The sequence below is a fragment of the Bradyrhizobium sp. USDA 4341 genome, from assembly GCF_054063755.1.
The window spans coordinates 2,571,585-2,598,518 of sequence record NZ_JBSSGO010000002.1 but is presented as its reverse complement, the minus strand read 5'-3'; the positions used below and the strand labels follow the sequence as shown (position 1 = coordinate 2,598,518).

At 63.6% G+C, this 26,934-nt stretch carries 19 protein-coding genes and 1 pseudogene; 10 read left to right on the top strand and 10 right to left on the bottom strand.

Going from position 1 to position 26,934, the window contains the following annotated elements; all coding sequences use genetic code 11:
- Nucleotides 1-40 precede the first annotated feature (40 nt).
- Together ACVIGB_RS18360 and ACVIGB_RS18355 are read right to left on the bottom strand one after the other, a co-directional pair.
- The gene (locus ACVIGB_RS18360) at nucleotides 41-490 is read right to left on the bottom strand and encodes a DsrE family protein (protein ID WP_456721576.1); all 450 of its coding nucleotides are present in this window, start codon (nucleotides 488-490) and stop codon (nucleotides 41-43) included.
- A 41-nt stretch (nucleotides 491-531) separates the two neighbouring features.
- Nucleotides 532-1,149 (bottom strand): hypothetical protein, encoded by a 618-nt coding sequence (locus ACVIGB_RS18355; protein ID WP_456721577.1) that lies wholly within the window; start codon nucleotides 1,147-1,149, stop codon nucleotides 532-534.
- A 498-nt stretch (nucleotides 1,150-1,647) separates the two neighbouring features.
- Between ACVIGB_RS18355 and ACVIGB_RS18350 the strand changes: the two genes are divergently transcribed.
- The 5 genes from ACVIGB_RS18350 to ACVIGB_RS18330 all read left to right on the top strand — a co-directional run bounded on the left by ACVIGB_RS18350 (nucleotide 1,648) and on the right by ACVIGB_RS18330 (nucleotide 7,969).
- Complete coding sequence (locus tag ACVIGB_RS18350; RefSeq protein WP_456721578.1) at nucleotides 1,648-3,591, top strand: PrkA family serine protein kinase; 1,944 nt, start codon at nucleotides 1,648-1,650, stop codon at nucleotides 3,589-3,591.
- A 111-nt stretch (nucleotides 3,592-3,702) separates the two neighbouring features.
- Complete coding sequence (locus tag ACVIGB_RS18345) at nucleotides 3,703-4,971, top strand: YeaH/YhbH family protein (RefSeq protein ID WP_229167870.1); 1,269 nt, start codon at nucleotides 3,703-3,705, stop codon at nucleotides 4,969-4,971.
- Between the two features lie 4 nt (nucleotides 4,972-4,975).
- Nucleotides 4,976-6,520, top strand: a complete 1,545-nt coding sequence (locus ACVIGB_RS18340; protein ID WP_456721579.1) for a SpoVR family protein — start codon at nucleotides 4,976-4,978, stop codon at nucleotides 6,518-6,520.
- A gap of 72 nt (nucleotides 6,521-6,592) precedes the next feature.
- Entirely contained in the window at nucleotides 6,593-6,736 is a 144-nt protein-coding gene (locus ACVIGB_RS18335) for a hypothetical protein (protein WP_456721580.1), read from the top strand.
- Nucleotides 6,737-6,778: 42 nt separating this feature from the next.
- The gene (locus tag ACVIGB_RS18330; RefSeq protein WP_456721581.1) at nucleotides 6,779-7,969 is read left to right on the top strand and encodes an ABC transporter substrate-binding protein; all 1,191 of its coding nucleotides are present in this window, start codon (nucleotides 6,779-6,781) and stop codon (nucleotides 7,967-7,969) included.
- 436 nt (nucleotides 7,970-8,405) lie between these two features.
- Here ACVIGB_RS18330 and ACVIGB_RS18325 read toward each other — a convergent pair whose 3' ends face one another.
- From ACVIGB_RS18325 to ACVIGB_RS18310, 4 genes are all read right to left on the bottom strand, one after another.
- Nucleotides 8,406-9,461 carry a 2-oxoacid:ferredoxin oxidoreductase subunit beta gene (locus ACVIGB_RS18325; protein WP_456721582.1) on the bottom strand — a complete coding sequence of 352 codons (1,056 nt, stop codon included), beginning with the start codon at nucleotides 9,459-9,461 and terminating at the stop codon, nucleotides 8,406-8,408.
- On the bottom strand, nucleotides 9,458-11,305 hold the full coding sequence (locus ACVIGB_RS18320) for a 2-oxoacid:acceptor oxidoreductase subunit alpha (RefSeq protein ID WP_212310675.1): 1,848 nt from the start codon (nucleotides 11,303-11,305) through the stop codon (nucleotides 9,458-9,460). The genes ACVIGB_RS18325 and ACVIGB_RS18320 overlap by 4 nt, the downstream gene beginning before the upstream one ends.
- Nucleotides 11,275-13,074 (bottom strand): FAD-dependent oxidoreductase, encoded by a 1,800-nt coding sequence (locus tag ACVIGB_RS18315; protein WP_456721583.1) that lies wholly within the window; start codon nucleotides 13,072-13,074, stop codon nucleotides 11,275-11,277. Before ACVIGB_RS18315 ends, ACVIGB_RS18320 begins: the two co-directional genes overlap by 31 nt.
- Nucleotides 13,075-13,363: 289 nt before the next feature.
- Nucleotides 13,364-14,035 (bottom strand): hypothetical protein, encoded by a 672-nt coding sequence (locus ACVIGB_RS18310; RefSeq protein ID WP_456721584.1) that lies wholly within the window; start codon nucleotides 14,033-14,035, stop codon nucleotides 13,364-13,366.
- Between the two features lie 195 nt (nucleotides 14,036-14,230).
- Between ACVIGB_RS18310 and ACVIGB_RS18305 the strand changes: the two genes are divergently transcribed.
- The 3 genes from ACVIGB_RS18305 (at nucleotide 14,231) to ACVIGB_RS18295 (ending at nucleotide 19,320) form a co-directional block, all read left to right on the top strand.
- Complete coding sequence (locus ACVIGB_RS18305; RefSeq protein ID WP_456721585.1) at nucleotides 14,231-16,531, top strand: caspase family protein; 2,301 nt, start codon at nucleotides 14,231-14,233, stop codon at nucleotides 16,529-16,531.
- A gap of 80 nt (nucleotides 16,532-16,611) precedes the next feature.
- Nucleotides 16,612-18,111: a DUF1800 domain-containing protein gene (locus ACVIGB_RS18300; protein ID WP_456721586.1), complete on the top strand. Its 1,500-nt coding sequence runs from the start codon at nucleotides 16,612-16,614 to the stop codon at nucleotides 18,109-18,111.
- A 15-nt stretch (nucleotides 18,112-18,126) separates the two neighbouring features.
- The gene (locus tag ACVIGB_RS18295) at nucleotides 18,127-19,320 is read left to right on the top strand and encodes a DUF1501 domain-containing protein (RefSeq protein ID WP_375788149.1); all 1,194 of its coding nucleotides are present in this window, start codon (nucleotides 18,127-18,129) and stop codon (nucleotides 19,318-19,320) included.
- 150 nt (nucleotides 19,321-19,470) lie between these two features.
- Here the strand turns inward: ACVIGB_RS18295 and ACVIGB_RS18290 are convergent.
- A pseudogene (locus tag ACVIGB_RS18290) lies at nucleotides 19,471-20,827 on the bottom strand (amidohydrolase family protein).
- 194 nt (nucleotides 20,828-21,021) lie between these two features.
- Here ACVIGB_RS18290 and ACVIGB_RS18285 point away from each other — a divergent pair.
- Nucleotides 21,022-22,032 (top strand): Lnb N-terminal periplasmic domain-containing protein, encoded by a 1,011-nt coding sequence (locus tag ACVIGB_RS18285; protein WP_456721587.1) that lies wholly within the window; start codon nucleotides 21,022-21,024, stop codon nucleotides 22,030-22,032.
- Between the two features lie 367 nt (nucleotides 22,033-22,399).
- Nucleotides 22,400-24,430 (top strand): hypothetical protein, encoded by a 2,031-nt coding sequence (locus ACVIGB_RS18280; protein ID WP_456721588.1) that lies wholly within the window; start codon nucleotides 22,400-22,402, stop codon nucleotides 24,428-24,430.
- A gap of 12 nt (nucleotides 24,431-24,442) precedes the next feature.
- Here ACVIGB_RS18280 and pip read toward each other — a convergent pair whose 3' ends face one another.
- Genes pip through pqqD form a run of 3 tightly spaced genes read right to left on the bottom strand, consistent with a single transcriptional unit; the run spans nucleotide 24,443 to nucleotide 26,932 of the window.
- Nucleotides 24,443-25,417: a prolyl aminopeptidase gene (gene pip, locus ACVIGB_RS18275; protein WP_456721589.1), complete on the bottom strand. Its 975-nt coding sequence runs from the start codon at nucleotides 25,415-25,417 to the stop codon at nucleotides 24,443-24,445.
- The gene (gene pqqE / locus ACVIGB_RS18270; RefSeq protein ID WP_456721590.1) at nucleotides 25,407-26,627 is read right to left on the bottom strand and encodes a pyrroloquinoline quinone biosynthesis protein PqqE; all 1,221 of its coding nucleotides are present in this window, start codon (nucleotides 26,625-26,627) and stop codon (nucleotides 25,407-25,409) included. Before pqqE ends, pip begins: the two co-directional genes overlap by 11 nt.
- On the bottom strand, nucleotides 26,624-26,932 hold the full coding sequence (gene pqqD, locus ACVIGB_RS18265; RefSeq protein WP_173638120.1) for a pyrroloquinoline quinone biosynthesis peptide chaperone PqqD: 309 nt from the start codon (nucleotides 26,930-26,932) through the stop codon (nucleotides 26,624-26,626). Before pqqD ends, pqqE begins: the two co-directional genes overlap by 4 nt.
- Nucleotides 26,933-26,934: the final 2 nt, after the last annotated feature.

Below are 26,934 nucleotides of genomic sequence, written 5' to 3'. Positions count from 1 at the left end.
GGCACATTTTTATGACGCGTTGCGGGCGCGCGGCTGCGCGTCAGGGCCGCAGGTAGAGGTAGCCCTGGGATTGCAGCTCGGCGAGGCGGACCACGCCGCCGTGCTCGGCGGCGACGAAGCCGGGAAGCAGGTCCTTCACGCCGATGTTCTGCGATTTCATGGTGTTGCTGCAGGCGGCGAGCTCAATCCCGTCCTTTGCGAACTGCCCGACATGCTTCGACAGGTCGGGATTGGCGGCCGCCGAATGGAACGCTTTCAGCGCCTGGCCATGCACCACGAGCGCGAGCGTCACATTGCCGGGGCCGCCGACGCCGTCGAGATGGTTCTGGATGTTGCCGATCACGAAATTGACCTTGCCGAGGTCGTCGAGGTGATAGACTACCTTCAGCTTTCCCAGTGGTTGGGTCTCAGTAGCGGCGTTCGCCCGTGACGCCGCAAAGCCAGCGCCGATCGCCGAGAGGGTGCCCCACAGGATGCTGCGTCGGTGCATGGCGTCCCTTGCGCAATGATTGTCGACCGGCGCAAAGCCTATCACTTGTGGCGGAGCGCAGCGAGTTCCTTGCGGTCGGTCACAAGTTCGGCGCATTCGCCCAAGTCTGCCCGATCGACGCGAAAGATCTTGTCGTCGGCGCCGGCGAGCAGCGCTTCGCCGGCGTCGTCGTCGGGCTTGTTGCGATTCCACACCACGATGCGGCCAAGGCGCGCGATCGCGGATTTGTCGTCTTTCGACAACGCCAAGGTGATACCGCCGCCCTCACAATCCACGCTGCATTCGAAGCGTATCTCGTGTCCGGATTCGGTCGCGATCGCGTGGTTGCAGTAGCCGCTGGAGTCGAAATTGCCGGGGCGGTGGCGGTAAGCGACGCCGAGCCGGAACGAGTAGTTGGTGGTCTTGTCTTCCGGCGCAAATTCGGCGGCGACGAGCAGCTTCATCGCGCTGACCATCTGCTTCGGATGCTGCGCCAGATGATTTGCATCGTATCGCCGCACGAAGCAGCCATAGGCTTTCGCGCCGGGCGGGCCTGCGAACATCCTGTTGTCGAAGGCGGCCGCCTTGGCCTTGTCGACGCTTTCCTGCGCCTCGACGGCTAACGCCGCGCCGGCGCAGGCTGCGGCGGCAAGTGCGACAACAAGGAGCGCCTGCTTCATGACCGCCTCGGGAATAGCCCGTGCCTCCAAGGTGTCATCTTTACAGCGCGGCAATGGTGCCGCGTGGAACTGCGCGGGCTCGTTGCCTTAGTCGCGGCGACAAGGAGGCACGTTCAACCTCGTCTGACAGTTTGTTCATGCGAGTCTGTGACGTACACATCTTGACGCCAAGGCAGGACAGCCACACCTTTTCAGGGAGCCCAACGTTCATCGCCGGACGGGGAAGTTGCCCCGCTCGGATGTCCGCTTCGAAGGCCTGGGCCCCGGTAAACCACGGATGTGGCGAGGGGGTTACAGACACCAAAAACAAGGGGATATTGATGAACCATTAAGCTTCCTGCCTGTTGATAAGGCAGAGGCTGCACGCGCCGTGCATTGCCGAAATGAGTCGGTCGAGTGTCCAATGGACCCAGCGTGCCGACGCTGATTCGATCCTAGGACGCTCTGGTTGCGACTCGTGTCAGTCGTGCGGCGATACATATCGTGGAGAGAGGGATCATGTACAACGATTCTTTGTTCAACGCCTTCGCAAGGTCGTTTGAAGCGCGAAGCCAGACCGACATGTCGATGGCCGAGTATTTGGAGTCGTGTCGAAGTGATCCGATGCGATACGCCAATGCGGCCGAGCGGTTATTAGCGGCAATCGGTGAGCCACAGATGATCGACACGGCCAGGGACCCACGCCTTGGCCGTATCTTTTTGAACCGTACGATCAGGTCGTATCCGGCCTTCGCCGGCTTCTTCGGCATGGAGGACACGATCGAACGCCTGGTCGGCTTCTTCCGCCACGCCGCACAGGGCCTCGAGGAGCGCAAGCAGATCCTCTATCTGCTCGGACCGGTCGGTGGCGGCAAGTCGTCGCTCGCCGAGCGCATCAAGGCGCTGATGGAAATTCATCCGATCTACGTGCTGAAGGCGGGTGACGAGCTGTCGCCGGTGTTCGAGAGCCCGCTCGGGCTGTTCGACCCCGAGCAGCTCGGGCCGATGATCGAGGAGAAGTACGGCATTCCGCGCCGCCGGCTGAGCGGGCTCATGTCGCCCTGGGCCTACAAGCGGCTCGAGGCCTTCGGCGGCGACATCTCGCAATTCCGCGTCGCGCGCATCCAGCCCTCCCGGCTGCGCCAGATCGCGGTCGCCAAGACCGAGCCCGGCGACGAGAACAATCAGGACATCTCCTCGCTGGTCGGCAAGGTCGACATCCGCAAGCTCGAGACCTACGCCCAGAACGACCCGGACGCCTACAGCTATTCCGGCGGCCTCAACCGCGCCAACCAGGGCGTGCTCGAGTTCGTCGAAATGTTCAAGGCGCCGATCAAGATGCTGCACCCGCTGCTGACGGCGACGCAGGAGGGCAACTACATCGGCACCGAGAACATCGGTGCGATCCCGTTCACCGGCATCATCCTCGCGCACTCGAATGAAGCCGAGTGGCAGAGCTTCAAGACCAACAAGAACAACGAGGCCTTCATCGACCGCATCTGCGTCATCAAGGTCCCGTACTGCCTGCGGGTCACCGAGGAGCAGAAGATCTACGAGAAGCTGATCCAGACCTCCGAGCTTGCCGCCGCGCCGTGCGCGCCGGCAACGCTGGAAACGCTGGCCCGCTTCTCGGTGATGTCGCGGCTGCGCAAGCACGAGAACTCGACGCTGTTCGGCAAGATGCGGGTCTATGACGGCGAGAGCCTGAAGGAATCCGATCCGAAGGCGCGCAGCGTGCAGGAATACAAGGACGCTGCCGGCGTCGACGAGGGCATGGACGGCGTCTCCACCCGCTTTGCCTTCAAGGTGCTGGCCTCGACCTTCAATCACGACACCACCGAGGTCGGCGCCGACGCGGTGCATCTGATGTATGTGCTGGAGATGGCGATCCGCCGCGAGCAGCTGCCTGACGAGACCGAGAAGCGCTATCTCGAATTCATCAAGGCCGACCTCGCGCCGCGCTATGCCGAGTTCATCGGCAACGAGATCCAGAAAGCCTATCTGGAGTCCTACTCCGACTACGGCCAGAACCTGTTCGACCGCTATGTCGACTATGCCGATGCCTGGATCGAGGACCAGGACTTCAAGGATCCCGACACCGGCCAGCTGATGAACCGTGAGCTGCTGAACCAGGAGCTCACAAAGATCGAGAAGCCGGCCGGCATCGCCAACCCGAAGGATTTCCGCAACGAGGTCGTCAAGTTCTCGCTGCGCTCGCGGGCACACAACAACGGCAAGAACCCGAGCTGGACCTCCTACGAAAAGGTTCGCGACGTGATCGAAAAGCGGATATTCTCGCAGGTCGAGGATCTGCTTCCGGTCATCTCGTTCGGCTCCAAGAAGGACGGCGAGACCGAGAAGAAGCACGGCGAGTTCGTCGAGCGGATGGTGGAGCGCGGTTACACCGAGCGCCAGGTCCGCCGGCTCGTCGAGTGGTACATGCGGGTGAAGCAGGCCGGCTAGTGCACGATCCGGAGAGCCGGCAGCGGCTTTCCGTCTCGTTCCGTCCCGTCCAATAAAAATGCGATGCGACTGTCATGATCGCATCCGGCGTGAGGCAGATGCAACGTGGTCATGCATATCGTCGATCGGCGGCTGAACCCGGGTAGCAAGAGCCTGGAGAACCGTCAGCGCTTCCTGCGGCGCGCCAAGGCGCTGGTGCAGGGTGCCGTCAAGAAGTCGTCGCAGGACCGGGACATCAAGGATGTCCTGGAGGGCGGCGAGGTGACCATCCCGCTGGACGGCATGGATGAGCCACGGTTCCGGCGCGAGGGCGGCACGCGTGACATGGTGCTGCCCGGCAACAAGAAATTCGTCGAGGGCGACTGGCTGCAGCGCCCGAACCAGAGCGGCGCCAAGGGCTCCGGCGCGGGCGAGGGCGACAGCGAGGACGCATTTCGCTTCGTGTTGAGCCGCGAGGAGTTCGTCGACCTCTTCCTCGACGACCTCGAACTGCCTGACCTTGCCAAGCGCAAGCTTGCGGAAACCGAGAGCGAGGGCATCCGGCGCGCGGGTTATGCGACATCCGGCTCGCCCGCCAACATCTCGATCAGCCGCACGGTGAGCCGGGCGCTGGCGCGACGCGTGGCGCTGCGCCGGCCGCGCAAGGACGAGATCGAGGCGCTCGAGGCGGAGCTTGCGGAATGCGACGACGAGACGCGGCGCCGCGAGCTGCTCACGCTGCTCGAAGCACTGAAGGCCAAGGTCAAGCGGATCCCGTTCATCGATCCGATCGACATCCGCTATCGCCGCTTTGAGACGGTGCCGAAGCCGGTGGCGCAGGCCGTGATGTTCTGCCTGATGGACGTCTCGGGCTCGATGTCCGAGCACATGAAGGATCTGGCGAAGCGGTTCTATATGCTGCTCTACGTCTTCCTGAAGCGGCGCTACAAGCATGTCGAGATCGTGTTCATCCGGCACACCGATCGCGCCGAGGAGGTGGACGAGGATACGTTCTTCCATGGACCGGCGTCCGGCGGCACGCTGGTGTCGAGCGCGCTGGTTGCGATGAACGACATCGTCCGCACCCGCTTCCGTCCCGCCGATTGGAACATCTACGCCGCCCAGGCCTCGGACGGCGACAACATGACCTCCGACAGTGCGGTGACCGGGCGTCTGTTGACCGACAAGATCCTGCCGGTCTGCCAGTTCTTCGCCTATCTCGAGGTTGGCGAGGCCGCCAACTACACCTTCGACATGCCGGACTCCTCGCTCTGGACCCTCTATGAGCGCCTGCGCAACGACGGCGAGCCGCTGTCGATGCGCAAGGTGAGCGAGCGCGGCGAGATCTTCCCGGTGTTCCAGGACCTGTTCAAGCGCCGCACCAGTCAGGAAAGGGTATAGTTTAATGGGGTCTTCCGGCGAACGGCTGTTCGAGGGCGCCGATTGGGATTTCCAGACGCTGCAGCGGATTCACGACGCCTGCGAGGAGGTCGCGCGCAAGGAGCTCGGGCTCGACGTCTATCCCAACCAGATCGAGGTGATCACCGCCGAGCAGATGCTCGACGCCTATTCGTCGGTCGGCATGCCGCTGTTCTACAAGCACTGGTCGTTCGGCAAGCAGTTCGCCTTCCAGGAAGCGTCCTATCGCAAGGGCCTGATGGGCCTCGCCTATGAGATCGTGATCAATTCCTCGCCGTGCATCTCCTATTTGATGGAGGAGAACACCGCGACGATGCAGACGCTGGTGATCGCGCACGCGGCGTTCGGGCACAATCACTTCTTCAAGAACAATTATCTGTTCAAGCAGTGGACCGATGCCGACGGCATCCTCGATTATCTCGAATTCGCCAAGGGCTACATCGCGGTCTGCGAAGATCGCCACGGCCGCGAGACGGTGGAGCGAACGCTCGATGCCGCGCATGCGCTGATGTCGCATGGCGTCGACCGCTACCCCGGAAAGAAGACGCTCGACCTGCGTGCCGAGGAGAAGCGCGCCGGCGAGCGCCGGCAGCACGAGGAAGCCGTGTTCAACGATTTGTGGCGGACGGTGCCGAACACCAAGGCCAAGAGCAAGGCTACACTCAGCGCCGAGCGACGCCACGCCCTGCTCGGTCTGCCGCAGGAGAACATCCTCTACTTCCTCGAGAAGACCGCGCCGCGCCTGCAAGGCTGGCAGCGCGAGCTCATTCGCATCGTGCGTCACATCGCGCAGTACTTCTACCCGCAGGGCCAGACCAAGGTGATGAACGAGGGCACCGCGACCTACGTCCATTACCGCATCATGAACCGGCTGCATCAGCAGGGCCGGATCACCGACGGCAATTTCCTCGAATTCCTGCAGTCGCACACCAATGTGGTGTTTCAGCCCGAGTTCGATGATCGCCGCTATTCCGGCTTCAATCCATACGCGCTCGGCTTTGCCATGATGCAGGACATCGAGCGGATCGTGAAGAATCCGGAGGACGAGGACCGCGCCTGGTTCCCCGACATCGCCGGCAGGGGCGACGTCGAGGGCGTGCTGCGCGAGATCTGGGCCAACTACCGCGACGAGAGCTTCATCAACCAGTTCCTCAGCCCGGCGCTGATCCGGCGCTTCCGCATGTTCCATCTGCACGACGACCCCGCCGAAAGCCAGGGCATCAAGGTCGATGCGATCCATGACGAGCGCGGCTACCGCCGGGTGCGCCGCGAGCTGGCGCGGCAATACGATGTCGGCTTCGTCGACGCCAATATCGAGGTCGTGGATGTCGATCTCGACGGCGATCGCCGTCTGATGCTGCGTCACACCACCGTGAAGGGCGCGCAACTCAACGAGACCGACACGCGGCGCGTGCTGCAGCATCTCGCCGATCTGTGGACCTACGACGTGGCACTCACCGAACTCGACGGCACCGACAAGGTGCTGAAGGAATACGTCGTCAGCCCGCGCGCGGCTGCGGTCGCTGCCTGAGGAGTGCGCTCACGCAGCGATCAGCGCGCGGTGACCGTCGCGCGGAATGCGAGTCTTGCTTGGTGAACCTTGGTGTCCACCGAAGGCTCGCATCATGAACATCCCGGCAACATTCCGGATATTGAAGCGCATCATGTTCCACGCGCGAACGTGATTGCCGGCATGCGGAAACCTCATTGCAGTCTTCTTGGTGATTGCCTGCGCGGGCGCGATTGATAATGTGCGCCGCGTCAAGAAAACCAAGAAAAGGATACGCTCTTGTCAACTCGCTCCCGCCTGGCGGGCTTTCTCGCCTTCACCGCGCTCGCAGCCTCGTCGATCTCGCCGTCCGTTGCAGCCGATTCCGCGATCAGAATAGGAAACACCGCACCCTATAGCGGCCCGGCGTCCGCCTACGGCACGATCGCTCGTTCCGAAGCCGCGTATTTCCAGATGCTCAACGATCAGGGCGGCATCGGCGGCCGCAAGATCGACTTCGAGAGTCTCGACGACGCCTATTCGCCGTCGAAGACCGTCGAGCAGACCCGCAAGCTGGTCGAGCAGGACGAGGTGCTCGCGATCTTCAGCGCGGTCGGCACCGCGCCCAACATCTCGGTGCAGAAATATCTGAACATCAAGCACGTGCCTCAGCTGTTCGTGTCCTCCGGCGCGACGCGCTGGAACGATCCGAAGCAGTTCCGGTGGACGGTCGGTTTCAATCCGACCTACGAGCTCGAAGGCCGGCTCTATGCAAAGTACATCCTGAAGACCAGGCCGGACGCGAAGATCGCCGTCATCACGCCGAACGAAGACGCCGGCAAGGACTATCTCAGGGGCTTCAAGGACGGGCTCGGCGAGCATGTCGGCCAGATCGTTGCGGAGACCACGTACCTGACGACCGATCCGACCATCGATTCCCAGATGGTGACGATGCGCGAGTCCGGCGCCGACGTGTTCTTCGCCGAAGCGACGCCGAAATTCGCGGCGCAAGCGCTGCGCAAGGCGGCGAGCATGGGCTGGAAGCCGCTCACCATTCTGCCGACCGTCTCCAACTCCGTCTCTGCGGTGCTTGAACCCGCCGGGCTCGAGAACGTCATCGGTGTCGTGACCGGGCTCTATCTGAAGGACCCGACCGATCCGCGCTGGGCCGACGATCCGGCGCAGCAGGAGTTCTCGGCCTGGATGAAGAAGTATCAGCCGAATGCGAGCGCGGGCGACCTCTTCAACGTGCAGGGCTACACCGTCGCGCAGGTCATGACGGCGGTGCTGAAGAACTGCAACGGCGATTACAGCCGCGACAACATCATCAAGCAGGCGACCAATCTGAAGGCGCTCGAACTGCCGATGCTGCTGCCGGGCATCAAGGTGCAGACCGAGCCCGACAATGTGACGCCGATCCGCCAGATCCAGATGGCGCGGTTCGACGGCAAGTCGTGGGCTCTGTTCGGCGACGTCTTGAGCGACAAATAGCCGTCCCTAACTCCGCTGTCGTCCCTGCGAAAGCAGGGACCCATACGCCGCGGCTTCTGTTGTGAACGGGACTCGTCGTTCCAGCGTAGCCCGACAATCTGCCTCGGTGGTTATGGGTCCCTGCTTTCGCAGGGACGACACACAGCCCACCATCGCGAGCAGGGCGCGTGAAGGTTGGCGCGACGCTACTCCTTTGCCTACCCTACGGCGCTGAGCGACAAGTAGCCGTCACCAACTCCGCTGTCGTCCCTGCGAAAGCAGGGACCCATACGCCGCGGCTTCTGTTGTGAACGGGACTCGTCGTTCCAGCGTAGCTCGACAGTTTGCATCGGTGGTTATGGGTCCCTGCTCCCGTGCGCAATTGCGCACCAGGCAGGGACGATACCGAGTTTGTCGCACATCCTTGCCACGTCATCGTGACGGCGAGAATGAGTGCTCAGCGCAGGCTGGCGTTGATCTTGTCCAGCACGCTCGAGCCGGGGCAGAGCGCCTGTTCGTCCAGCGTGTTGAGCGGCGTCTCGACGGTGTCGAGATGGGTGTGCAGGTCCTCGGCATCCGGATCGACGTAAAGGAGCCCGGTGACGATCTGGCCCTTGGCCGCGTGCTTCTGCAGGAAGGTCTGTGCTCCGAGCCGATCGTGCGGATCGTAGTCGGCGTCGAGCTTGCGCAGCGCGAGCCGCGTGCCGTCATGCTGCTCGACCACCTGCACGGTGCCGGGCGCGTAGTCGACGCTGATCGGTTCGCGGCCGACCAGCACGTCGAGACGGTTCACCGCGTCATTGTGCTCGCGGACATAGTCGAAGCTCTTGGTCGAGCCGGCGTGGTTGTTGAAGGCGATGCAGGGGCTGATCACGTCGATGAAGGACGCGCCCTTGTGGCGGATCGCGGCCGCGATCAGCGGCACCAGCTGGGTCTTGTCGCCGGAGAAGCTGCGCGCCACGAAGGTGGCGCCGAGTTGCAGCGCGATCGCGACCAGGTCGATCGCATTGTCGGTGTTGGTGACGCCCTTCTTGGACTTCGAGCCGCGGTCGGCGGTCGCCGAGAACTGGCCCTTGGTCAGACCGTACACGCCGTTGTTTTCGACGATATAGGTCATGTTGACGGCGCGCCGGATCGAATGCGCGAACTGGCCGAAGCCGATCGAGGCGGAATCGCCGTCGCCGGAGACGCCGAGATAGATCAGGTCGCGGTTGGCGAGGTTGGCGCCGGTCAGCACCGACGGCATGCGGCCGTGCACAGAGTTGAAGCCGTGCGAATTGCCGAGGAAATAGTCCGGCGTCTTCGAGGAGCAGCCGATGCCGGAAATCTTCGCCACCCGGTGCGGCTCGATCGAGAGCTCGTAGCAGGCTTCGATGATCGAGGCGGTGATCGAATCGTGGCCGCAGCCGGCGCACAGGGTCGAGATCTTCCCCTCGTAGTCGCGATGGGTGTAGCCCAGCTCGTTCTTCTTCAGGCCGGGATGATGAAACTTCGGCTTTGCAATGTAGGTCATGTCACGGCCTTGCGGAGAGGGGTCACCTTGAGATGATCCTGGTGGTCGCCGATCGAGTTGGCGATGAAGCGCGCGGTGATCGGCGTGCCGTCATAGTGCAGGATCGGCACCAGCCGCACCGGGTCGATGCCGTTCTCGTTGACGATCAGCTGACGGAGTTGCGCGTCGCGGTTCTGCTCGACCACGTAGACGAAGTCGTGATCGGCGATGAAGCTCGCGACGCTGGAGTGGAACGGGAAGGCGCGGATGCGCATGCGGTCGAGCTGATGGCCGCGCGCCTCCAGGATTCCGATCGCTTCGTCCATCGCGGGCGAGGTCGAGCCGAAATAGAGCACGCCGTACTTGGTCGGCTTGGCCGCATTGGCTTGCAGCGGCCGCGGGACCATGTCCTGTGCGGTTTCGAACTTGCGCACCAGGCGCTGCATGTTGTCGGCGTAAACGGCGCCTTCCTCGGAATAGCGCGCATAGCGGTCGCGCGAGGTGCCGCGGGTGAAGTAGGAACCCTTGGTCGGATGCGTGCCGGGATAGGTGCGATACGGGATGCCGTCGCCGTCGACGTCGAGATAGCGGCCGAAGTCGCGGCCTTCCTCCAGCATCTCCGCCGTCATCACCTTGCCGCGGTCGTATTGCTTGGCGTCGTCCCACTTCAGCGGGCGGCACAGCCGGTGGTTCATGCCGATGTCGAGATCGAGCATCAGGAAGATCGTGGTCTGCAGCCGCTCGGCGAGATCGAAGGCGGCGGCGGCGAATTCGAACGCCTCCGCCGGATCTTCCGGGAACAGCAGCACGTGCTTGGTGTCGCCGTGCGAGGCATAGGCGCAGGCGATCACGTCGCATTGCTGGGTGCGGGTCGGCATGCCGGTCGAGGGACCGGCGCGCTGGATGTTCATGATCACGGCCGGAATCTCGGCGAAGTAGGACAGGCCGATGAACTCGGTCATCAGCGAGATGCCCGGACCCGAGGTCGCAGTGAAGGCCCGCGCGCCGTTCCAGGACGCGCCGATCACGATGCCGATCGAGGCGAGCTCGTCCTCGCCCTGCACGATGGCGTATTTCGCCTTGCCGGTCTCGGGATCGTGGCGGTACTTCTTGCAGTGGCTGGTGAAGGCCTCCGCCACCGACGACGACGGCGTGATCGGATACCAGGCGCACACCGTGGCGCCGCCATAGACGGCGCCGAGCGCGGCGGCGCTGTTGCCTTCCACGAAGATGCGGTCGCCGACCTTGTCGGACTTCTTCACCCGGAGCCCGATCGGGCATTTCAAGTTTTGCAGCGCCCAGTCGCGGCCGAGATGCAGCGCATGGACGTTGGAGGAGAGCAGCTTCTCCTTGCCCTTGTACTGCTCGCCGATCAGCTGCTCGACCAGCTTGGGGTCGAGGTCGAGCAGCGCGCAGAGCGCGCCGAGATAGATGATGTTCTTGAACAGCTGGCGCTGCCTGGGATCGGTGTAGGTCGAGTTGGTGATCGCGGTCAGCGGCACGCCGATCACCGTGATGTCCTCGCGGAACTTCGACGTCGGCATCGGCTTGGTCGAATCGTAGAACAGATAGCCGCCGGGCTCGATCGAGGCGACGTCCTTGTCCCAGGTCTGCGGGTTCATCGCCACCATCATGTCGACGCCGCCGCGGGCGCCGAGATGGCCGTCCTCGGTGACGCGCACTTCATACCAGGTCGGCAGGCCCTGGATGTTGGAGGGGAAGATGTTGCGCGGCGACACCGGCACGCCGTGGCGCAGAATCGAGCGCGCGAACAGTTCGTTGGCGGAGGCCGAGCCCGAACCGTTGACGTTGGCGAAGCGGACGACGAAGTCGTTTACGCTGCTGATCGGGCTTTGGACTGACATGTTGATCCCGCTTGAACCATATCGATGAGGTACTTCTGCATGTCCCAGGCGCCGGTCGGGCAGCGCTCGGCACACAGCCCGCAATGCAGGCAGACGTCTTCGTCTTTCACCATGACGCGGCCGGTCTTCAGGTCGCCGGAGACGTAGAGCGCCTGGTCGTGATGCGGCGAGGGGGCTTTCAGGCGCTGCCGCACCTCATCCTCCTCACCATTCTCGGTGAAGGTGATGCAGTCCATCGGACAGATGTCGACGCAGGCGTCGCATTCGATGCAGAGCGGCGTGGAGAATACCGTCTGCACGTCGCAATTCAGGCAGCGCTGCGCCTCGCCGAGTGCGAGCTTGAGGTCGTAACCGAGCTCGACTTCGGCGCGGATGTCCTTCAGCGCGATCACCTTGTCGCGGTGCGGCACCTTGAAGCGCTTGTCGGCGGAGATGTCGTTGTCATAGCTCCACTCGTGGATGCCCATCTTCTGCGAGGAGATCTGCACCTCGGGCAGCGGACGCTCGTTGATGTCCTCGCCTGACAGCATCCGGTGAATGGACAGCGCGGCATCATGCCCGTGCGCCACCGCCCAGATGATGTTCTTCGGCCCGAACGCCGCATCGCCACCGAAGAACACCTTCGAATTGGTCGAGACGAACGTTTTGGGGTCGACCTTCGGCATGTGCCACTTGTCGAATTCGATGCCGCAATCGGCTTCGATCCAGGGGAACGCGTTCTCCTGGCCGACCGCAACGAGCACATCGTCGCAGGACACGGTCTCGTCCGGCTCGCCCGAGGGCACCAGATTGCGCCGGCCCTTGTCGTCGTATTCCGCCTTCACCTTCTGAAAGGTGACGCCAATCAGCTTGCCGGCCACATGCTTGAATGCCACCGGCACCATGTAGTTGAGGATCGGGATGTCCTCGTGAAGCGCGTCCTCCTTCTCCCACGGCGAGGCCTTCATTTCCTCGAAGCCGGAGCGGACGATCACCTTGACGCTCTCGCCGCCGAGGCGGCGCGCGGTGCGGCAGCAATCCATCGCGGTGTTGCCGCCGCCGAGCACGATGACGCGGCGGCCGATCTTTTCGACGTGGCCGAACGACACGTTGGCCAGCCACTCGATGCCGATATGGATGTTGGCGGCGGCCTCCTTGCGGCCGGGAATGTCGAGCTCGCGGCCGCGCGGGGCGCCAGAGCCGACAAAGACCGCGTCATAGTTCTCGGAGAGCAGCTGCTTCAGGCTGTCGACGCGCTGGCCGCCCTTGAACTCGACGCCGAGGTTGAGGACGTAGTCGGTCTCCTCATCAATCACGTTGTCGGGCAGGCGGAATTTTGGAATCTGGCTGCGCATCATGCCGCCGGCCTTGGGATCGCCGTCGAACACGGTGCAGTGATAGCCGAGCGGGACGAGATCGCGCGCCACGGTCAGTGAGGCGGGGCCGCCGCCGACCAGCGCGATGCGCTTGCCGTTCTTCGGCCCCGGCTTCGGCAGCCGGTGCTTGATGTCGTCCTTGAAGTCGGCGGCGACGCGCTTCAGGCGGCAGATCGCGACCGGAGTGTCCTCGACCCGGCCGCGGCGGCACGCTGGCTCGCATGGACGGTCACAGGTGCGCCCGAGAATCCCGGGGAACACGTTGGACTGCCAATTGATCATGTAGGCGTCGCTGTAACGCCCCTCAGCAATCAACCGGATGTACTCGGGAACGGGGGTGTGTGCGGGGCAAGCCCATTGGCAATCGACTACTTTATGAAAGTAATCCGGCGCCGAGATATCAGTCGGTTTCATTCCTACCTTTGACCCGCGCGAAAAATGCCTGCCCGCGCGGCCTTATCGTTGACGACGAACGCTCACGTGGCGTTGTTCTGGTTTTTGAATTGGATCATAGGCTTATCTTATTAGAGCCGTTCCAGAGAACGCAAAGGCTAAATTGTCCGATCATCAGCTTTCGCGCGGCTGATGCGCGTCCAGCGTTAATCTCGTTTGCGTTATGTGGCGGTGCAACATGGTCTGCACCGCATACCGCTCGTGTTTGAGCATGATCTCCGCACAAATGCTGCGCGCTTGTCGCGCTGCTTCAGCCGCGCGGAAGATCGCTCTTCGCGACATCCCACAACAGCCGGTAGACGCCGCTGGTGACCACCAGCGGCTTCAAGGCTGCATTGCCGGTGATGCCTGCCGTGGCTGCGGGGACCGCACCGACATCGGTGGCGTCGATCAGCACGAACCAGTCGCCGGCACCGGGATCGGCTTTCCCGGCGTCCGGCGTGAGCGGTTTCGACAGCACAGGGTCGTTCTCGAGCAGATGCATCGAAATGATGCCGTCGCGCGAGGCTGGATCGAATTGCTCCCGCAATGCAGCGCGGAGTTTGTCCGCCCCCTCGGCCGGCGGGCGCAGGCGGATGATGCCAAGCGCTGCGCCTCGGCCGACGCCGCGGCTGATCGTGATGCGCGCAACCCCGCGGATCATGTTCTGGAAGCGCGCGATGTTGGCCTTCGACCAGTCGGTCTGGTTGGCGAGTGCCTTGCGGTAGGCGGGGCTCTCAAGCACCTCGAAGGTCGCGGTCGAGTAGAGGCTGAGATATTTCGGCTTGCCGTCATGGGCGACGTAGCGGCGGGCCTCCAGGAATCCGTCGATCGCGACCCGTTCTTCGAGATGTTCGCGATCGTACCAGCGGTTGAATTCAGCTTCGTGTAAGCTGTCGATATCCATCGAGGTCAGCAGCATGCCTTGTCCGGCGATCGGCATCGAGTGTTCCTTTTTTGCCTGTTTTATCCGCGTAATATCGCCTGATCGCGCGCGTCCGGGAAGCCGTTTCCGGGGTGCCCGCGACCGTGCAGACCAAGGATTGCCACAATTGCCGCAATCCTGTTCAGCGCGCATTCACGGAAGTAGCCTTTCCATCCGTAACGCCAACTCTCGAGAAGAAAAGGGACGACCACTATGACGCGCATTCTGTGGGCATTGATCGTCGGTCTGGTGTCGCTCTCGTCGCTTCCCGTCCATGCGCAGGATCAGGAGAAACGTCTCGCGCTCGTGGTCGGCAATGGCGCCTATCAGGCCGGCGCGTTGCAGACCGCTGCAAACGATGCCGGATTGATCGCGCAGACATTGCAGGCCGCAGGCTTCGACGTGGTCGGAGCGCGCGATCTCGATAGCGAGACGCTGCGCAAGTCGTTCCGCGATTTCATCCAGAAGGTGCAGGACGCGGGGCCCAATGCCGTGGCCTTCGTCTATCTCGCCGGCTATGGCGTGCAGCTCACCGGCGAGAACTACTTCGTGCCGGTCGACGCCAAGATCGCCCGCGACACCGACATCCCGGTCGAGGCGATTCGCATCTCCGATTACAGCCATCAACTCTCGGCATTGCCGATCAAGGCCGGCGTGATCGTGCTCGATGCGGCGCGCAGCAATCCCTTCGCCAAGGACGGCCAGCCGCTGGCCGGCGGCCTTGCGCTGGTCGATCCCGATCCGAAGCTGCTGATCGCCTTCAATTCGGCGCCCGGCACCGTCGCCCCTGACGGTGCGCCGCCTTACGGGCCCTACGCGCAGGCGCTGGCGGAAATGATTCGCGCCGGCGGCCTGACCTTGCCCGAGGTGTTCGACCGCGTTCGCCTGCGCGTCAACGAGATGACCAAGGGCGCCGAGATCCCGTGGAATGCCCAGAAGGTCGACGCGCCGTTCATGTTCTTCGAGCGCAAGCCGGATGCACCGCCGCAGCAGGTCGATGCCGGACTGCGCACCAAGCCGATCCGCGATTTCCCGGCGCACGACGCCTATGCCGCCGCGCTGGAGCGTGACACGCTGCAAGGCTACGAGGATTATCTGCAGGCCTATCCGACCGATCCGCTGGCCAGGCGCGTGCGCGCGATCGTGGCGGCGCGGCGCGAGGCCATCACCTGGCGGCGCACCTACAACGCCGACACACCCGATGCGTATTGGTCGTATCTGCGGCGTTATCCGCGCGGCCCGCATGCATACGACGCCCGGCGCCGGCTCGCCTATCTGTCGGCCGCGCTGGAGCCGCCGCCGCAGTTCACGGCGCTCGACTACGACGTGCCGCCGCCGCCACCCGACGAGGTCGTCTATGTCGACCGCCCGGTGCTCTACTACAGCGATCCGGTATTCGACTTTGCGCCGCCCCCGCCGCCGCCGGTGTTCTTCCTGCCGCCGCCGCCGCCCGACTTCGTCGTGCTGCCGCCGCCGCCGCCGCCGATCGGACTGTTCGTGCTGCCGACGCCGTTCTTCGTGGCGATGCCGGCCTATGTTGCCGCACCGGCCTATGTCGTGCCGCCGCAGAACAACATCGTGTTCAACAACATCCACAACACGACAGTGATCAACACGGTGATCAACAATCCCAACCCGACGCCGGCGCAGCTCCATGCAGCCGGGGTGACGGCGGCGATGGGCGGCGCACCGGTCACGGCGGCGCCGCAACTGCCGGCCGCGGCGATGCAGCGCGCCAATCTGGCACAGCCGGGCGGTCCGCAAGGCGTGGCCCCGGCACAAGGTGCGGCCATGGGCGCGCCCGGCGCTGCGCCGAACGCAGCCGCCGCGCCGAACGCGATGGGTGCGCCGGGTGCGCACACTTTGCCGGGCGCCAAGAATGGACCGCCGCTGCCGCAGTCGGCGACCGCGCCGGCCAACCCGACGCAGCAGCATGGCGCCGTGCAGCCGGGCACCGTGCAGCCTGGCGCCGCGCAGCCGGGGGCAAAGCCGAACGCGGTGACACCAGGCAAGCCCGCGACAGCCATGGCGCCTGCCAATGCGCAGCCGGCTCCGCCGACCAAGCCCGGCGTTGCCCCCGTGACCAACGCGCCGGCCTCGCCCGCGACCGCCGGCAAGCCCGGGAGGCAGCAACCGCTCTCGCATGCCGCGACCGCGCCGACCACAAACGTGAAGCCCGCAACGGCGCCGTCGCCGGCGAGCCGCACGCCGCCAGTACGGCAGACGCCGGCGGCGCGTTCGGCACCGGCACATGCCGCGGTGTCGCCGGCACCGGTCTCCCGGCCTGCGCCGGCGCGGGTCGCAGCTCCGCCCCGCGCGGCTCCCCCGCCGCCCCGCGCCGCAGCCGTTGCGCCGCATCCGGCACCGGCTCCGCGTGCCGCGCCGCCGCCACCACGGCCGGCTGTGCAGGCGCAACGCGCAGCACCGCCGCCGCCGCGGCCGGCACCGCCGCCAAGGCCCGCAGCAGCACCCCGCGCCGCGCCGGCATGCCCTCCCGGCAAATGCAAACACTGAGGGCATGACACCATGAGCCGGGCAGGTCAGCCTTCATGAGCATCACGGCCAGACTCGGAGCGCGGACAGCCGCGAAACTGATGATCGGTACGATCGCGGGGCTGGTGGCGTTCCACCAGCCGGCGCGGGCGGCCGAACTCGCAGCGCAGGACATCGCGCTGCTCGACCGCCTGACCTGGGGCGTCAGCGCCTCGAGCGCGGCGCATCTGCGCGAGGTCGGCACCGAACGCTGGCTGCAGGAGCAGCTGCATCCGGCCAACGCCGCATTGCCGGCCGCCGTCCAGAAGCAGATCGAGGCGATGCCGGATGTGCATCGCTTCCCGTTCGACATTGCGGCCTCGTTCGACCAGCAGGGCAAATCCGCCAGCCAGGTCGCCGATCCGGAGCAGCGCAAGGCGGCGCAACAGGTCTATCAGCAGGCCATGAACGACCGCGCCAGGCAGGCCGCGGCCCGCACCATCCTGCACGCGCTCTACGCGCCGGATCAATTGCGCGAACGCCTGACCTGGTTCTGGTTCAACCACTTCAATGTCCACCAGTACAAGGCCAACATCCGCGTGCTGGTCGGCGACTACGAGGATCGCGCGATCCGCGCCAACGCGCTGGGCAAGTTCCGCAACCTGCTCTCGGCAACGCTGCATCATCCCGTGATGCTGCGCTATCTCGACAATGCCGATAACGCGGCCGGTCATCTCAACGAGAACTACGCCCGCGAGATCATGGAGCTGCACACCATGGGCGTCGGCTCCGGCTACACCCAGGCCGACGTCGAGGCGCTGGCGCGGATCCTCACCGGCGTCGGCATCGACTTCAAGTCGGAGGATCCGAAGCTGAAGCCCGAGCAGCAATCCCAGCTGGTCCGCGAGGGCGCCTTCGAGTTCAATCCGGCGCGCCACGATTTCGGCGACAAGACCTTCCTCGGCCATCAGATCAAGGGCCGCGGTCTCGCCGAGGTCGATGAAGCCCTCGACATTCTCTGCCGTCATCCCGCGACCGCCACGCACGTCGCAAAGCAGCTTGCGACCTATTTCGTGTCGGACAATCCGCCGGCCGCGCTGGTGCAGCAGATGGCGCAGACCTTCCAGAAGACCGACGGCGATATCGCGGCCGTGATGTCGACGCTGGTTCATGCGCCGGAGTTTGCCGCGAGCCTGAAGGGCGGCGCCAAGTTCAAGGACCCGATGCTCTATGTGATGTCGTCGGTGCGGCTCGCCTACGACAGCAAGGTCGTCCTCAATACGCTGCCGATCCAGGGCTGGCTCAATCGCCTGTCCGAGGGCCTGTTCAATCACGAGACGCCCGACGGCTATTCGATGCTGTCGGCGGCCTGGAACGGTCCCGGGCAGATGATGCTGCGCTTCGAGATCGCGCGCGCGATCGGCTCGGGATCGGCCGGCCTGTTCAAGCCGAACGAGCCCAACGCCGTCGACCAGCCGGCGTTTCCGCTGGTCATGAACGGGCTCTATTTCAGCAGCATCAAGCAGACGCTGAGCCCGACCACGCTCGCCGCGCTCGACCAGGCCGTCTCGCCGCAGGACTGGAATACGCTGTTTCTGTCGTCACCCGAGTTCATGCACTGAAAGGGAGGTTCGGCAATGAACCGCCGCGAACTGATCAAGGCCTTCGCCGCTTCCGCTTCGCTCACCCTTGCCGGCCGGGTCTGGGCCGCGCCCGCGACCGACGCACGCCTGCTCGTGGTGTTCCTGCGCGGCGCCTACGACGCCGCCAATGTGGTCGTGCCCGTCGGCAGCGAGTTCTACTACGCCTCGCGCCCGACGCTTGCGGTCGCGCGGCCCGACGCCGGCAATCCGAATGCGGCGCTGGCGCTCGACGCCGGATGGGGGCTGCATCCAAGCTTGCGCGATTCGATCTATCCGCTGTGGGCCAAGCGCGAGATTGCATTCGTTCCCTTTGCCGGCACCAGCGACGACCTCTCGCGCAGCCATTTCGAGACCCAGGACACGATCGAGCTCGGGCAGGCGGTCGGCGGCAGCCGCGACTACCGCTCCGGCTTCATGAGCCGGCTGGCGACCGAGCTGACGCGGGTGAAGCCGATTTCCTTCACCGACCAATTGCCGCTGATCTTCCGCGGCCAGAACCAGATCCCGAACATCGGCATCGCCAGCGTCAGCAAGCCGGGCGTCGACGACCGGCAGGCGCGCCTGATCCGGGAGATGTATGCGAAGGGCGACCTCGCCAATTCGGTGTCGGAAGGCTTTCGGGTCCGCGACGACGTCTACAAATCGGTCTCCGAGGAGATGATGGCGGCCAACCGCGGCGCCGTGTCGCCGCGCGGCTTCGAGCTGTCGGCAAGGCGGATCGGCCGCCTGATGCGCGAGCAGTTCAACCTCGGCTTCGTCGACGTTGGCGGCTGGGACACCCACGTCAACCAGGGCGCGGCGACCGGCTATCTTGCCGACCGTCTCGGCGAACTGGGCAGGGGCCTCGCCGGCTTCTCGGAAGAGATCGGCCCGGCGATGTGGCGCGACACCGTCGTGGTCGTGATCTCCGAATTCGGCCGCACCTTCCGCGAGAACGGCGACCGCGGCACCGATCATGGCCATGGCAGCGTCTACTGGGTAATGGGCGGCGGCATCAACGGCGGACGCATGGCCGGAGAACAGGTCCAGGTCGCGCAGGCGACGCTGTTCCAGAACCGCGATTTTCCGGTACTAACCGACTACAAGGCGTTCTTCGCCGGCCTGATCCAGCACGTCTACGGCCTGCAGCAGGCAAGCCTCGAACGCATCTTCACCGGCATCAAGCCGAAGGATCTGAATTTGGTCTGAGGAGGGCGCTACCAAAATATCGAAGACAACGCCATGCAAAGGTGCCGTCGATTGCCGCGGTTCGACACGGCAACTTGACGCGTCGGGCAAATCAACGACATTTTTGAAGCGGCTGCATGGCCGTCGAACGGGTTGGTGGTGGCTACCGTTTCAACTCTCGTTCTTGTAGACTTTGCCGTCCTTCATGATGACCTTGAAGTTCTTGGCGGGGTCGGCGACCAAATCGATATTTTCGAGCGGATTGCCGTCGACCAACAGGAGATCGGCCAGCGCGCCCTGTTCGACGACCCCGCGCTTGCCGGGATACGGATTGCGTTTGCCGGACAGAGCCAGCAATTCGGCGTTGGTCGACGTCGCCATGACCAGCGCTTCGTCAGGCGTGTACCAGCGGGTGAGCGAAGCGAGGATTGCGCCCTGCCGCTTGGCCAATGCCCCGGAGAACAGAACGTCGGTGCCCCATGCCGTCTTGATCTTATACTTCTTTGCCAGTTGGTAGGTCCTGGCGATGCCGGGCCAGACTTCATCGGCCTTTGCCCGCTGCACCGATCCCATCGCCAGGCCGGTCCGCATTTCTTCGGGGAGCGGCTGTGTGCTGAGCCACACGCCCTTGTCCGCAATCAGTTTCGCGGTCGCCTCGTCCATCAAGAAGCCGTGCTCGATGCATTTCACCCCGGCCGCGATCGATCGTTGGATCGCCGCGGGGGTGAATGCATGCACCGCGACGTAAGTCCCCCAGTTCTCGGCCGCCTCGACCGCGGCGTGCAGCTGCGCCTCCGTGAAGGTCGACACGTCGATCGGACTGAAGGGCGAGGAGACGCCGCCGCCGGCCGTTAGCTTGATCTGGGAAGCGCCCTGCATGAGTTGCTCGCGGACGCGCACGCGAACTTCATCTGGACTGTCGGCGACCATGCTGCCTCCGACCTGTTCCATGCGCGTCAGCATGCCGCCGATCGTCCGCGGCAAATCGGATAACTGGCGGAAATCGCCGTGTCCACTGGTCACGGTGATCATCGCGCCCGAGGGATAGATGCGCGGTCCGGCGATCAATCCTTGGTCGATGGCGTCCTTCAGGCCGAAGGTCGGGCCGCCGAGGTCGCGGATCGTCGTGAAACCCCGCATCAATGTGTCGGTCGCCTCGACGCCGGCGGCGATGTTGTTGAAGCCGACGTCGCCCATCGCCTGAGCGGGATTGGTCCGGATCAGCATCGCATGCCAATGATTGTCGATCAGGCCTGGCATCAGGGTCCGCCCGTTGCCGGCAATCACGGTGCTACCGGGCTCGGCGGTGATCGGCGTCGCCGAGATTCGCTCGATGATGTTGCCTTTTACAAGCACATGTGACAGCGCGCGAGAGCGAGTTGCCCTTGCCCTCGAAGATGCGCACATTCTGAAACAACGTCGTGCTGATGGGCGCCGGCGGAGTGCCCTGGGCGCAGACCGCGGACGCCAGACCGAGGGCTAGAAGCGGAAAGGTGGCACGAAAGGCTCGCAAGGATAAGGCAGCCATCGCAGATACCTCACGGATGGAATCCAGCAGAATGCCGTGAGCGCCGCGTCTGACAGTATCGCATCTGGACGGCCGCCATTTGCGGACCGTCGCGCAGGCATGAATGCTACCAGAGCGGGTCTAACAAGTGAAGTTCAATGCGTGTACGCTCGCGCCGTCCGCCGCGATGTACGCGCCCCGACGCCAGGACGCCAATGAGTGCACTTGTCGGATTTCTGACTCGAATCGCCGACCGGCTGATTGCGATCATCGGCTTTCTGGTGAAGGCCTTGTCCGTCACATGGGCCACGCTGGCTGTCTATTATTCCAACCTGCCGTGGGCCTGGGCACGCCTGGCGCTGGCGGCGGCTTTCGCGCTATTTGCGGTATGGGCGCTGTGGCTGTCGCGACGGCGCAGCATGTCCGCAGTGGCCGCCGTGCTGTTTTTCGGCATCGTCGGATGGTGGATCGCCATTCCCCCGTCACATGATCGCAATTGGCGCCCGGAAGTGGCTGTCATGCCGCGGGCGTTCATCGACGGCGACCGCGTGCGGTTCACCGGCGTGCGCGATTTCGACTATCGTTCGCGCAACGATTTCACGGTGCGCTACGAAGAGCGCGAGGTGCAGCTGTCGCACCTAAAATCTATCGATTTCTACGTTTCCTATTTCATGGAAGGGCCAGTTGGGCACACGTTTCTGAGCTTCATGTTCGACAATGTGCCGCCTCTGACCATCTCTATCGAGACGCGCCCTGAGATCGGCGAAGGTTTTGCTCCCATCGCATCGATGTTCAAGCAATTCGAGTTGATTTACGTGGTGGGCACCGAGCGCGACCTCGTTGGCGTGCGGACCAACCATCGCAGCGAGCCGACCTATCTTTATCGCCTCAATTCGTCCGCCGACGACGCACGCCGCCTGTTGCTGGTTTATCTGGAGCGCATCAACCAGCTCGCCGATCACCCCGAATTCTATCATCTGTTGACCAATAGCTGCACGATCAACATCGTACGCTACGCCAATGCCGCGGGACGCAAGGGGAGGTTCGACATCCGTCATCTGCTCAACGGCCTGATCGACAGCTACCTGTATCATTCGGGCCGGATCAACACGGACATGCCGTTCGATGAATTGCGGCAACGCTCCCTGATCAATCCAGCCGCACAGGCAGCCGACGGCGCGCCCGATTTCTCGGAGCGGATCAGGGCTTCGCTGCCGCCGCGTTGATGAGAAGCCGCTCGCGATGTGACGCAGCGGTACTTTCGCGATGCCTTCCGCGCGTTCCAGTTTATGAGTACGCGCCCTAGTCATTGTCTTGCAGCAAAATCTGCGATCGCCTTCATTGCGGCATTGCGGATGCCGGGGTCGCAGAGGAAATGGCCGGCACCATCGATGATCTCGACAACCGCTCTAGCCGATCGCTTTGCTGACTGCTTGCACCGCAGCAATTTCGCGCTACATCCAAGGATAGTGCCGAGATATCGAAACAACGCTTGCGTTAATATTCAAAATTGGTAATGTGACCAAATTTCTTGATTGTTTAGCGTGTCCACTAGGACATGCCCCAAAACCTTTTCGCGTTGGAGTTCATCTCATGGCCGATAGGCGTCATTTTTCCATGCTTGTCCTCGCGCCGATTACCGCATTTGCAATTTGTTCGCCGGCTCTGGCCGTCGAGGAACCCGCGCTAAAATTCGTCGATCATCCGCCAGAGCACGGACTTCTGCAGCCAAAGATCTTCACCGTGTTTCCGTCACTCCCGAAGCTCGTCTATGACGTCGACCGCCATCTCTCCCTGTTGATTACGGACGTCGACATCGTCAAGGGCATTCGGCTGTCAGCGGTCATGGACAAGATCCTTGAAACGCACCGCAACGCTGGCGGGAGCCCGATAGAAACGAAGGAAGCACTATTTCATCAGCTCTGGGACACCGCAAACCAGGGGCCGGGCCTGGTCGAACCGGTAACCACCGCGCATTGCGACGACGTATCGAAGCCCAACCCCCAAGGGATGTCCACGCTGAACGGCTACTCGTACAAGTGTCCGCGCTTTGAGGGTGACTTAGCGCTGGGCTATACCGGACAATACAACCGGTCTAACACTTCGAGTCCATTCAGTGATGACGTGCTCGACCAGGCGTTCGACGACACCAATCCATATGACGGGAAAAAGGGTTCCAAAAATTCGTATTCTGCGATTGCCGTCAGCAATCGCATCGATCTCCTCTCGCCGGCAGAGCCAGCGCCGCACGGAAAGGTTCAGTACAAGGACTGCGGTGAGATCCGGGTGATCTTTGCCCGTAATTCCGGCGTCTCCGTTGGACAGGACGACGGGACCATCATTCTAGGCGACAGGTTCGAGCGCAATCTGATTGCGTTCGAAGCCAGAGTGCCAAATCCAAATCCAACCCCCCAGCAAGCAACCGGTTTCCCGGAAGGATGCACCCCCCTCGTCCAGTTCTTCCGGAGCCTCTCGGATCCTGGACTGCAAAATGATGTCCGCGGGAAGCTGCTTTCTGACTTGATCCTGAAAGGGGACATTGAACAGTACAAGAAAAAGAAATTCGTTAAGGTGTCCGAGTTGACGCGACCAGTCGTCGATTTCAGGAATTTCCTGCAAGACAAGGGTCAAATACGCACCGACCAGTTTCTGAATAAGCTGGTGACAATTACGACCCCACCCCCGCCGCCACAGTCAATCTATGATCCGCCAGGAACTCCGACTAAAACGGATGTGGAAACGCCGCAGGACTGGACACTTCGGGAATTCAGGCTGGCGAAAAGAGGTGCCAATCTCATTGCGATTCCCGACACTGTGAAATCAACTGTCGGGCGTGAGCTTCTTGCATCATCCGATCCTTGGGCCAATGTCGACAAAACTCGGTTACTAATCAAAGACATCGTTGACCAGTTCGATCGCCTCGCCGGCGGCACCGACAAGAACGGAGCATACACAAACGGCTCCAACGTCGGGCTGATCGCTTTTCCAACGCTCGATCGATCGTTGGCCGGCTTCGAGAGCGATACCAGCTTTCCAGACCGCGGCGACATTATGGGCGGGTACAACGGTGGACTTTCAAAGGTGCGCGACTTCAATACGCCGATATCCGACGCGCTCGCAGGGTTTAATCCAAAGTTGCAAGGCGGTGGGACGCTTTTAGTCCCCAACGTGATCGACAGAATGCGGACGCAAACCTGTGCCGGCTGTCATCAATACAGCGATACAAAGATGCCTTCGCCCACCGGCGAATTCGGATTCGATCCTCGCCCGGACCCAAAGCATCCCGAGCTCAGGCTTGGGCTCGGGGCGGTGTGGCCCAGCAAGGCCTGCGGAGACGTCGACAAGCCGAATTGCGCCCTGCCCAAGAATGTCCTTGACCTCTCTGCCGGCGCCGGCAAGCCGACCAAAGATACGCTGACGTCGAATCAGCACCCGCCGATGCAATTTACGATGATATCCGAGCTGATCCTGACGCAGTCGGTCGGTGGCAAGGTAGATAACCACATCGGCTGGCGATACGCCCTCTCGACTACCGTCGAATGCCTGCTCAATGCTCGCGAAGATTTCTTCAGGGATATCCAACGAATTCCGCGGAATTCGAATCCGGCTCCGTGCGCACCCTGAGTGCGCGACCTGTTAGACCTTCGACGCCAAATCCGCGATCGCCTTCATCACGGCGTTGCGGATGCCGGGATCGTAGAGGATGTGGCCGGCGCCGTCGACGATGCGGACCTCGCTGCCCGGCCACCGCGCGGCGAGCGCGTGCGACGTCGCGGGTGGGCACAGCAGATCGTAGCGGCCCTGCACCAGGATGCCGGGAATGCCGGCGAGCTTGCCGGCCTCGTCCATCAGCTGGTTGGGCCGCATGAAGCAATTGTTGGCGAAGTAGTGCGCCTCCATGAACGGCGTCGAGGGCAGGGCGCCTGCTGTCTTTGTCAGGTCGAGCCGCGTCTGCTTCGGCGTGTGCTCCGACAGCGTGCGTTCGGTGTCGTGCCAGGCGCGCGCGGCCGGCGCATGCACGGCCATATCAGGATCGAGGATGCGACGGTAATAGGCCGCAAGCGGCGCCGCACGCTCGTGCTCGGGCAGGAAGTTGAGGAAGTCCTCGGCGAGATCGGGATAGAAGCGCGGCAGGGCGCGCAGGAACACGTCTTCCAGCTCTTCGCGGGTGCCGAGAAACGTCGCACGCAGCGCCAGCCCGCTGACCCGCTCGGGATGCGCCTGCGCATAGGCCAGCGCCAGCGTCGCGCCCCAGGAGCCGCCGACCACCATCCAGCGCGAAAAGCCGAAGCGTTCGCGGATCTTCTCCATGTCGGCGATCAAATGCTGCGTCGTGTTGTTGTCGCGGCTGCCCTTTGGCCGGCTGCGGCCGCAACCGCGCTGGTCGAACAGCACGGCGTGAAAGCGCTCGGGATCGAATAGGCGGCGATGATCCGGCTGGCAGCCGCTGCCGGGGCCGCCATGCAGGTAGACCGCGGGGATGCCGCCTTCACGTCCGACGCTCTCGACATGGAGATCGTGGCCGTCGCCGACATCGAGCCATTCCGACGTCAGGGGAGCAAACGGGTCGGCGCGCTTCGCGGCCTTACCGGCATCGGCGTCAGGCGCCATGCGGTTTTTCCTGGGGTTCGTCCGTCTCCAGCGTGCCGCCGGCGAAGTTGCGGTAGACGAAGCGGTTCTGCGCGCCGGCGGATTCCTGCTCGGCCTGCTTGAAGATCTCCTCATGCCGCGGCGACAGCGCGCAGGCCGGGTCGGTGTTGCCGGCATCGCCGGTCAGCGCAAACGCCTGGCAGCGGCAGCCGCCGTAGTCGACCTCGCGGAACTCGCAAGATTTGCACGGCTCCGGCATCCAGCCCGTGCCGCGATAGCGGTTGAAGGCCTCCGAGTTCTGCCAGATCCAGGCGATCGAATGGTTCGAGCGCACCGACTCGAATTCGAGCCCCGTGATGCTCTCGGCGGCATGGCAAGGCAGCACCTTGCCGGCCGGCGAGATGTTGAAGAACTGGCGGCCCCAGCCGCCCATGCATTTCTTCGGCCGCAGCGCGTAGTAATCCGGCACCACGTAGTCGATCGCGAGCGTGCCCTTCAGGCGCACTTGCGCTTCCTCGACGATCCGGCTGGTCTCCTCGATCTGTTCGATCGTCGGCATCAGCGCGGCGCGGTTCTTCAGCGCCCAGCCGTAATACTGCACGTTGGCGACTTCGAGCCGGTCGGCATCGAGGTCAACAGCCATCTGGATGATGTCGGAGAGCTGATGCAGGTTCTGCCGGTGCATCACGGCGTTCACCGTGAGCGGCATGTCAAGCTCGCGGGTCCATTTCGCGACCTCGAGCTTCTTGCGGTGCGCGTCCTTGAGGCCCGCAACGCGATCGGCAACGGTGGGTTCATTGCCCTGGAAGCTGATCTGCACATGGCTGAGGCCGGCATCGGCCAGCGCCGACAGCTTGTCCTTCGTCAGCAGCACGGCCGAGGTGATCAGGTTGGAATACAGCCCGACATCGGTCGCGTGCTGCACCAGCTCGACGATGTCCTTGCGCGCGGTCGGCTCGCCGCCGGAGAAATGGATCTGCAGCACGCCGAGCTCGGCAAGCTCGCTCAGCACCTTTTTCCATTCGTCGGACGTGAGCTCGGTCGAGCCGCGATCGAGCTCGACCGGGTTCGAGCAATACGGGCATTGCAACGGGCAGCGGTGGGTGATCTCGAGCAGCACCGCGAGCGGGATGCCGTAGGTCTCGGCCGCCGAGCGCGTCTGCTCGAGCACCGCGAGCCCGTCGGTCGGGCCTGCTGTCGTTGTCTTGTTACCGGCGAGCGTGTCACTCATGCTGTGCTCTCGCGCGCTTCAGTGAGAAACCCCTTGTCGGCCAGATCCTGCAGCATGGCGATCACGTCAGTCGCGATCGCCTCGCGTGGTGCGGCGTATTTTTCGGCGAGCTGGTCCACCATCTGGGCGACGCTGCGCACGCCGTCGCAGAGCTGCAGCACCTCGACCGCGATCTCGTCCGGCGCCAGCACGCGCTCCGGCGCCAGGATCACCCAGACCTGCCGCGTCTCGTCGAATTTCAGCCTGGTGTGGCGCGGCAGTTTCGGCCGGCTGGTCTCGCTGACGCTGATGTTGCGGCTGGCCATGT

Bases quoted from the DNA above. Each gene is read 5' to 3' on its own strand.
- ACVIGB_RS18360 (WP_456721576.1), bottom strand. From the start codon at position 490: ATGCACCGACGCAGCATCCTGTGGGGCACCCTCTCGGCGATCGGCGCT.
- ACVIGB_RS18355 (WP_456721577.1), bottom strand. From the start codon at position 1,149: ATGAAGCAGGCGCTCCTTGTTGTCGCACTTGCCGCCGCAGCCTGCGCC.
- ACVIGB_RS18350 (WP_456721578.1), top strand. From the start codon at position 1,648: ATGTACAACGATTCTTTGTTCAACGCCTTCGCAAGGTCGTTTGAAGCG.
- ACVIGB_RS18345 (WP_229167870.1), top strand. From the start codon at position 3,703: ATGCATATCGTCGATCGGCGGCTGAACCCGGGTAGCAAGAGCCTGGAG.
- ACVIGB_RS18340 (WP_456721579.1), top strand. From the start codon at position 4,976: ATGGGGTCTTCCGGCGAACGGCTGTTCGAGGGCGCCGATTGGGATTTC.
- ACVIGB_RS18325 (WP_456721582.1), bottom strand. From the start codon at position 9,461: ATGACCTACATTGCAAAGCCGAAGTTTCATCATCCCGGCCTGAAGAAG.
- ACVIGB_RS18320 (WP_212310675.1), bottom strand. From the start codon at position 11,305: ATGTCAGTCCAAAGCCCGATCAGCAGCGTAAACGACTTCGTCGTCCGC.
- ACVIGB_RS18315 (WP_456721583.1), bottom strand. From the start codon at position 13,074: ATGAAACCGACTGATATCTCGGCGCCGGATTACTTTCATAAAGTAGTC.
- ACVIGB_RS18310 (WP_456721584.1), bottom strand. From the start codon at position 14,035: ATGCCGATCGCCGGACAAGGCATGCTGCTGACCTCGATGGATATCGAC.
- ACVIGB_RS18305 (WP_456721585.1), top strand. From the start codon at position 14,231: ATGACGCGCATTCTGTGGGCATTGATCGTCGGTCTGGTGTCGCTCTCG.
- ACVIGB_RS18300 (WP_456721586.1), top strand. From the start codon at position 16,612: ATGATCGGTACGATCGCGGGGCTGGTGGCGTTCCACCAGCCGGCGCGG.
- ACVIGB_RS18295 (WP_375788149.1), top strand. From the start codon at position 18,127: ATGAACCGCCGCGAACTGATCAAGGCCTTCGCCGCTTCCGCTTCGCTC.
- ACVIGB_RS18285 (WP_456721587.1), top strand. From the start codon at position 21,022: ATGAGTGCACTTGTCGGATTTCTGACTCGAATCGCCGACCGGCTGATT.
- ACVIGB_RS18280 (WP_456721588.1), top strand. From the start codon at position 22,400: ATGGCCGATAGGCGTCATTTTTCCATGCTTGTCCTCGCGCCGATTACC.
- pip (WP_456721589.1), bottom strand. From the start codon at position 25,417: ATGGCGCCTGACGCCGATGCCGGTAAGGCCGCGAAGCGCGCCGACCCG.
- pqqE (WP_456721590.1), bottom strand. From the start codon at position 26,627: ATGAGTGACACGCTCGCCGGTAACAAGACAACGACAGCAGGCCCGACC.
- pqqD (WP_173638120.1), bottom strand. From the start codon at position 26,932: ATGGCCAGCCGCAACATCAGCGTCAGCGAGACCAGCCGGCCGAAACTG.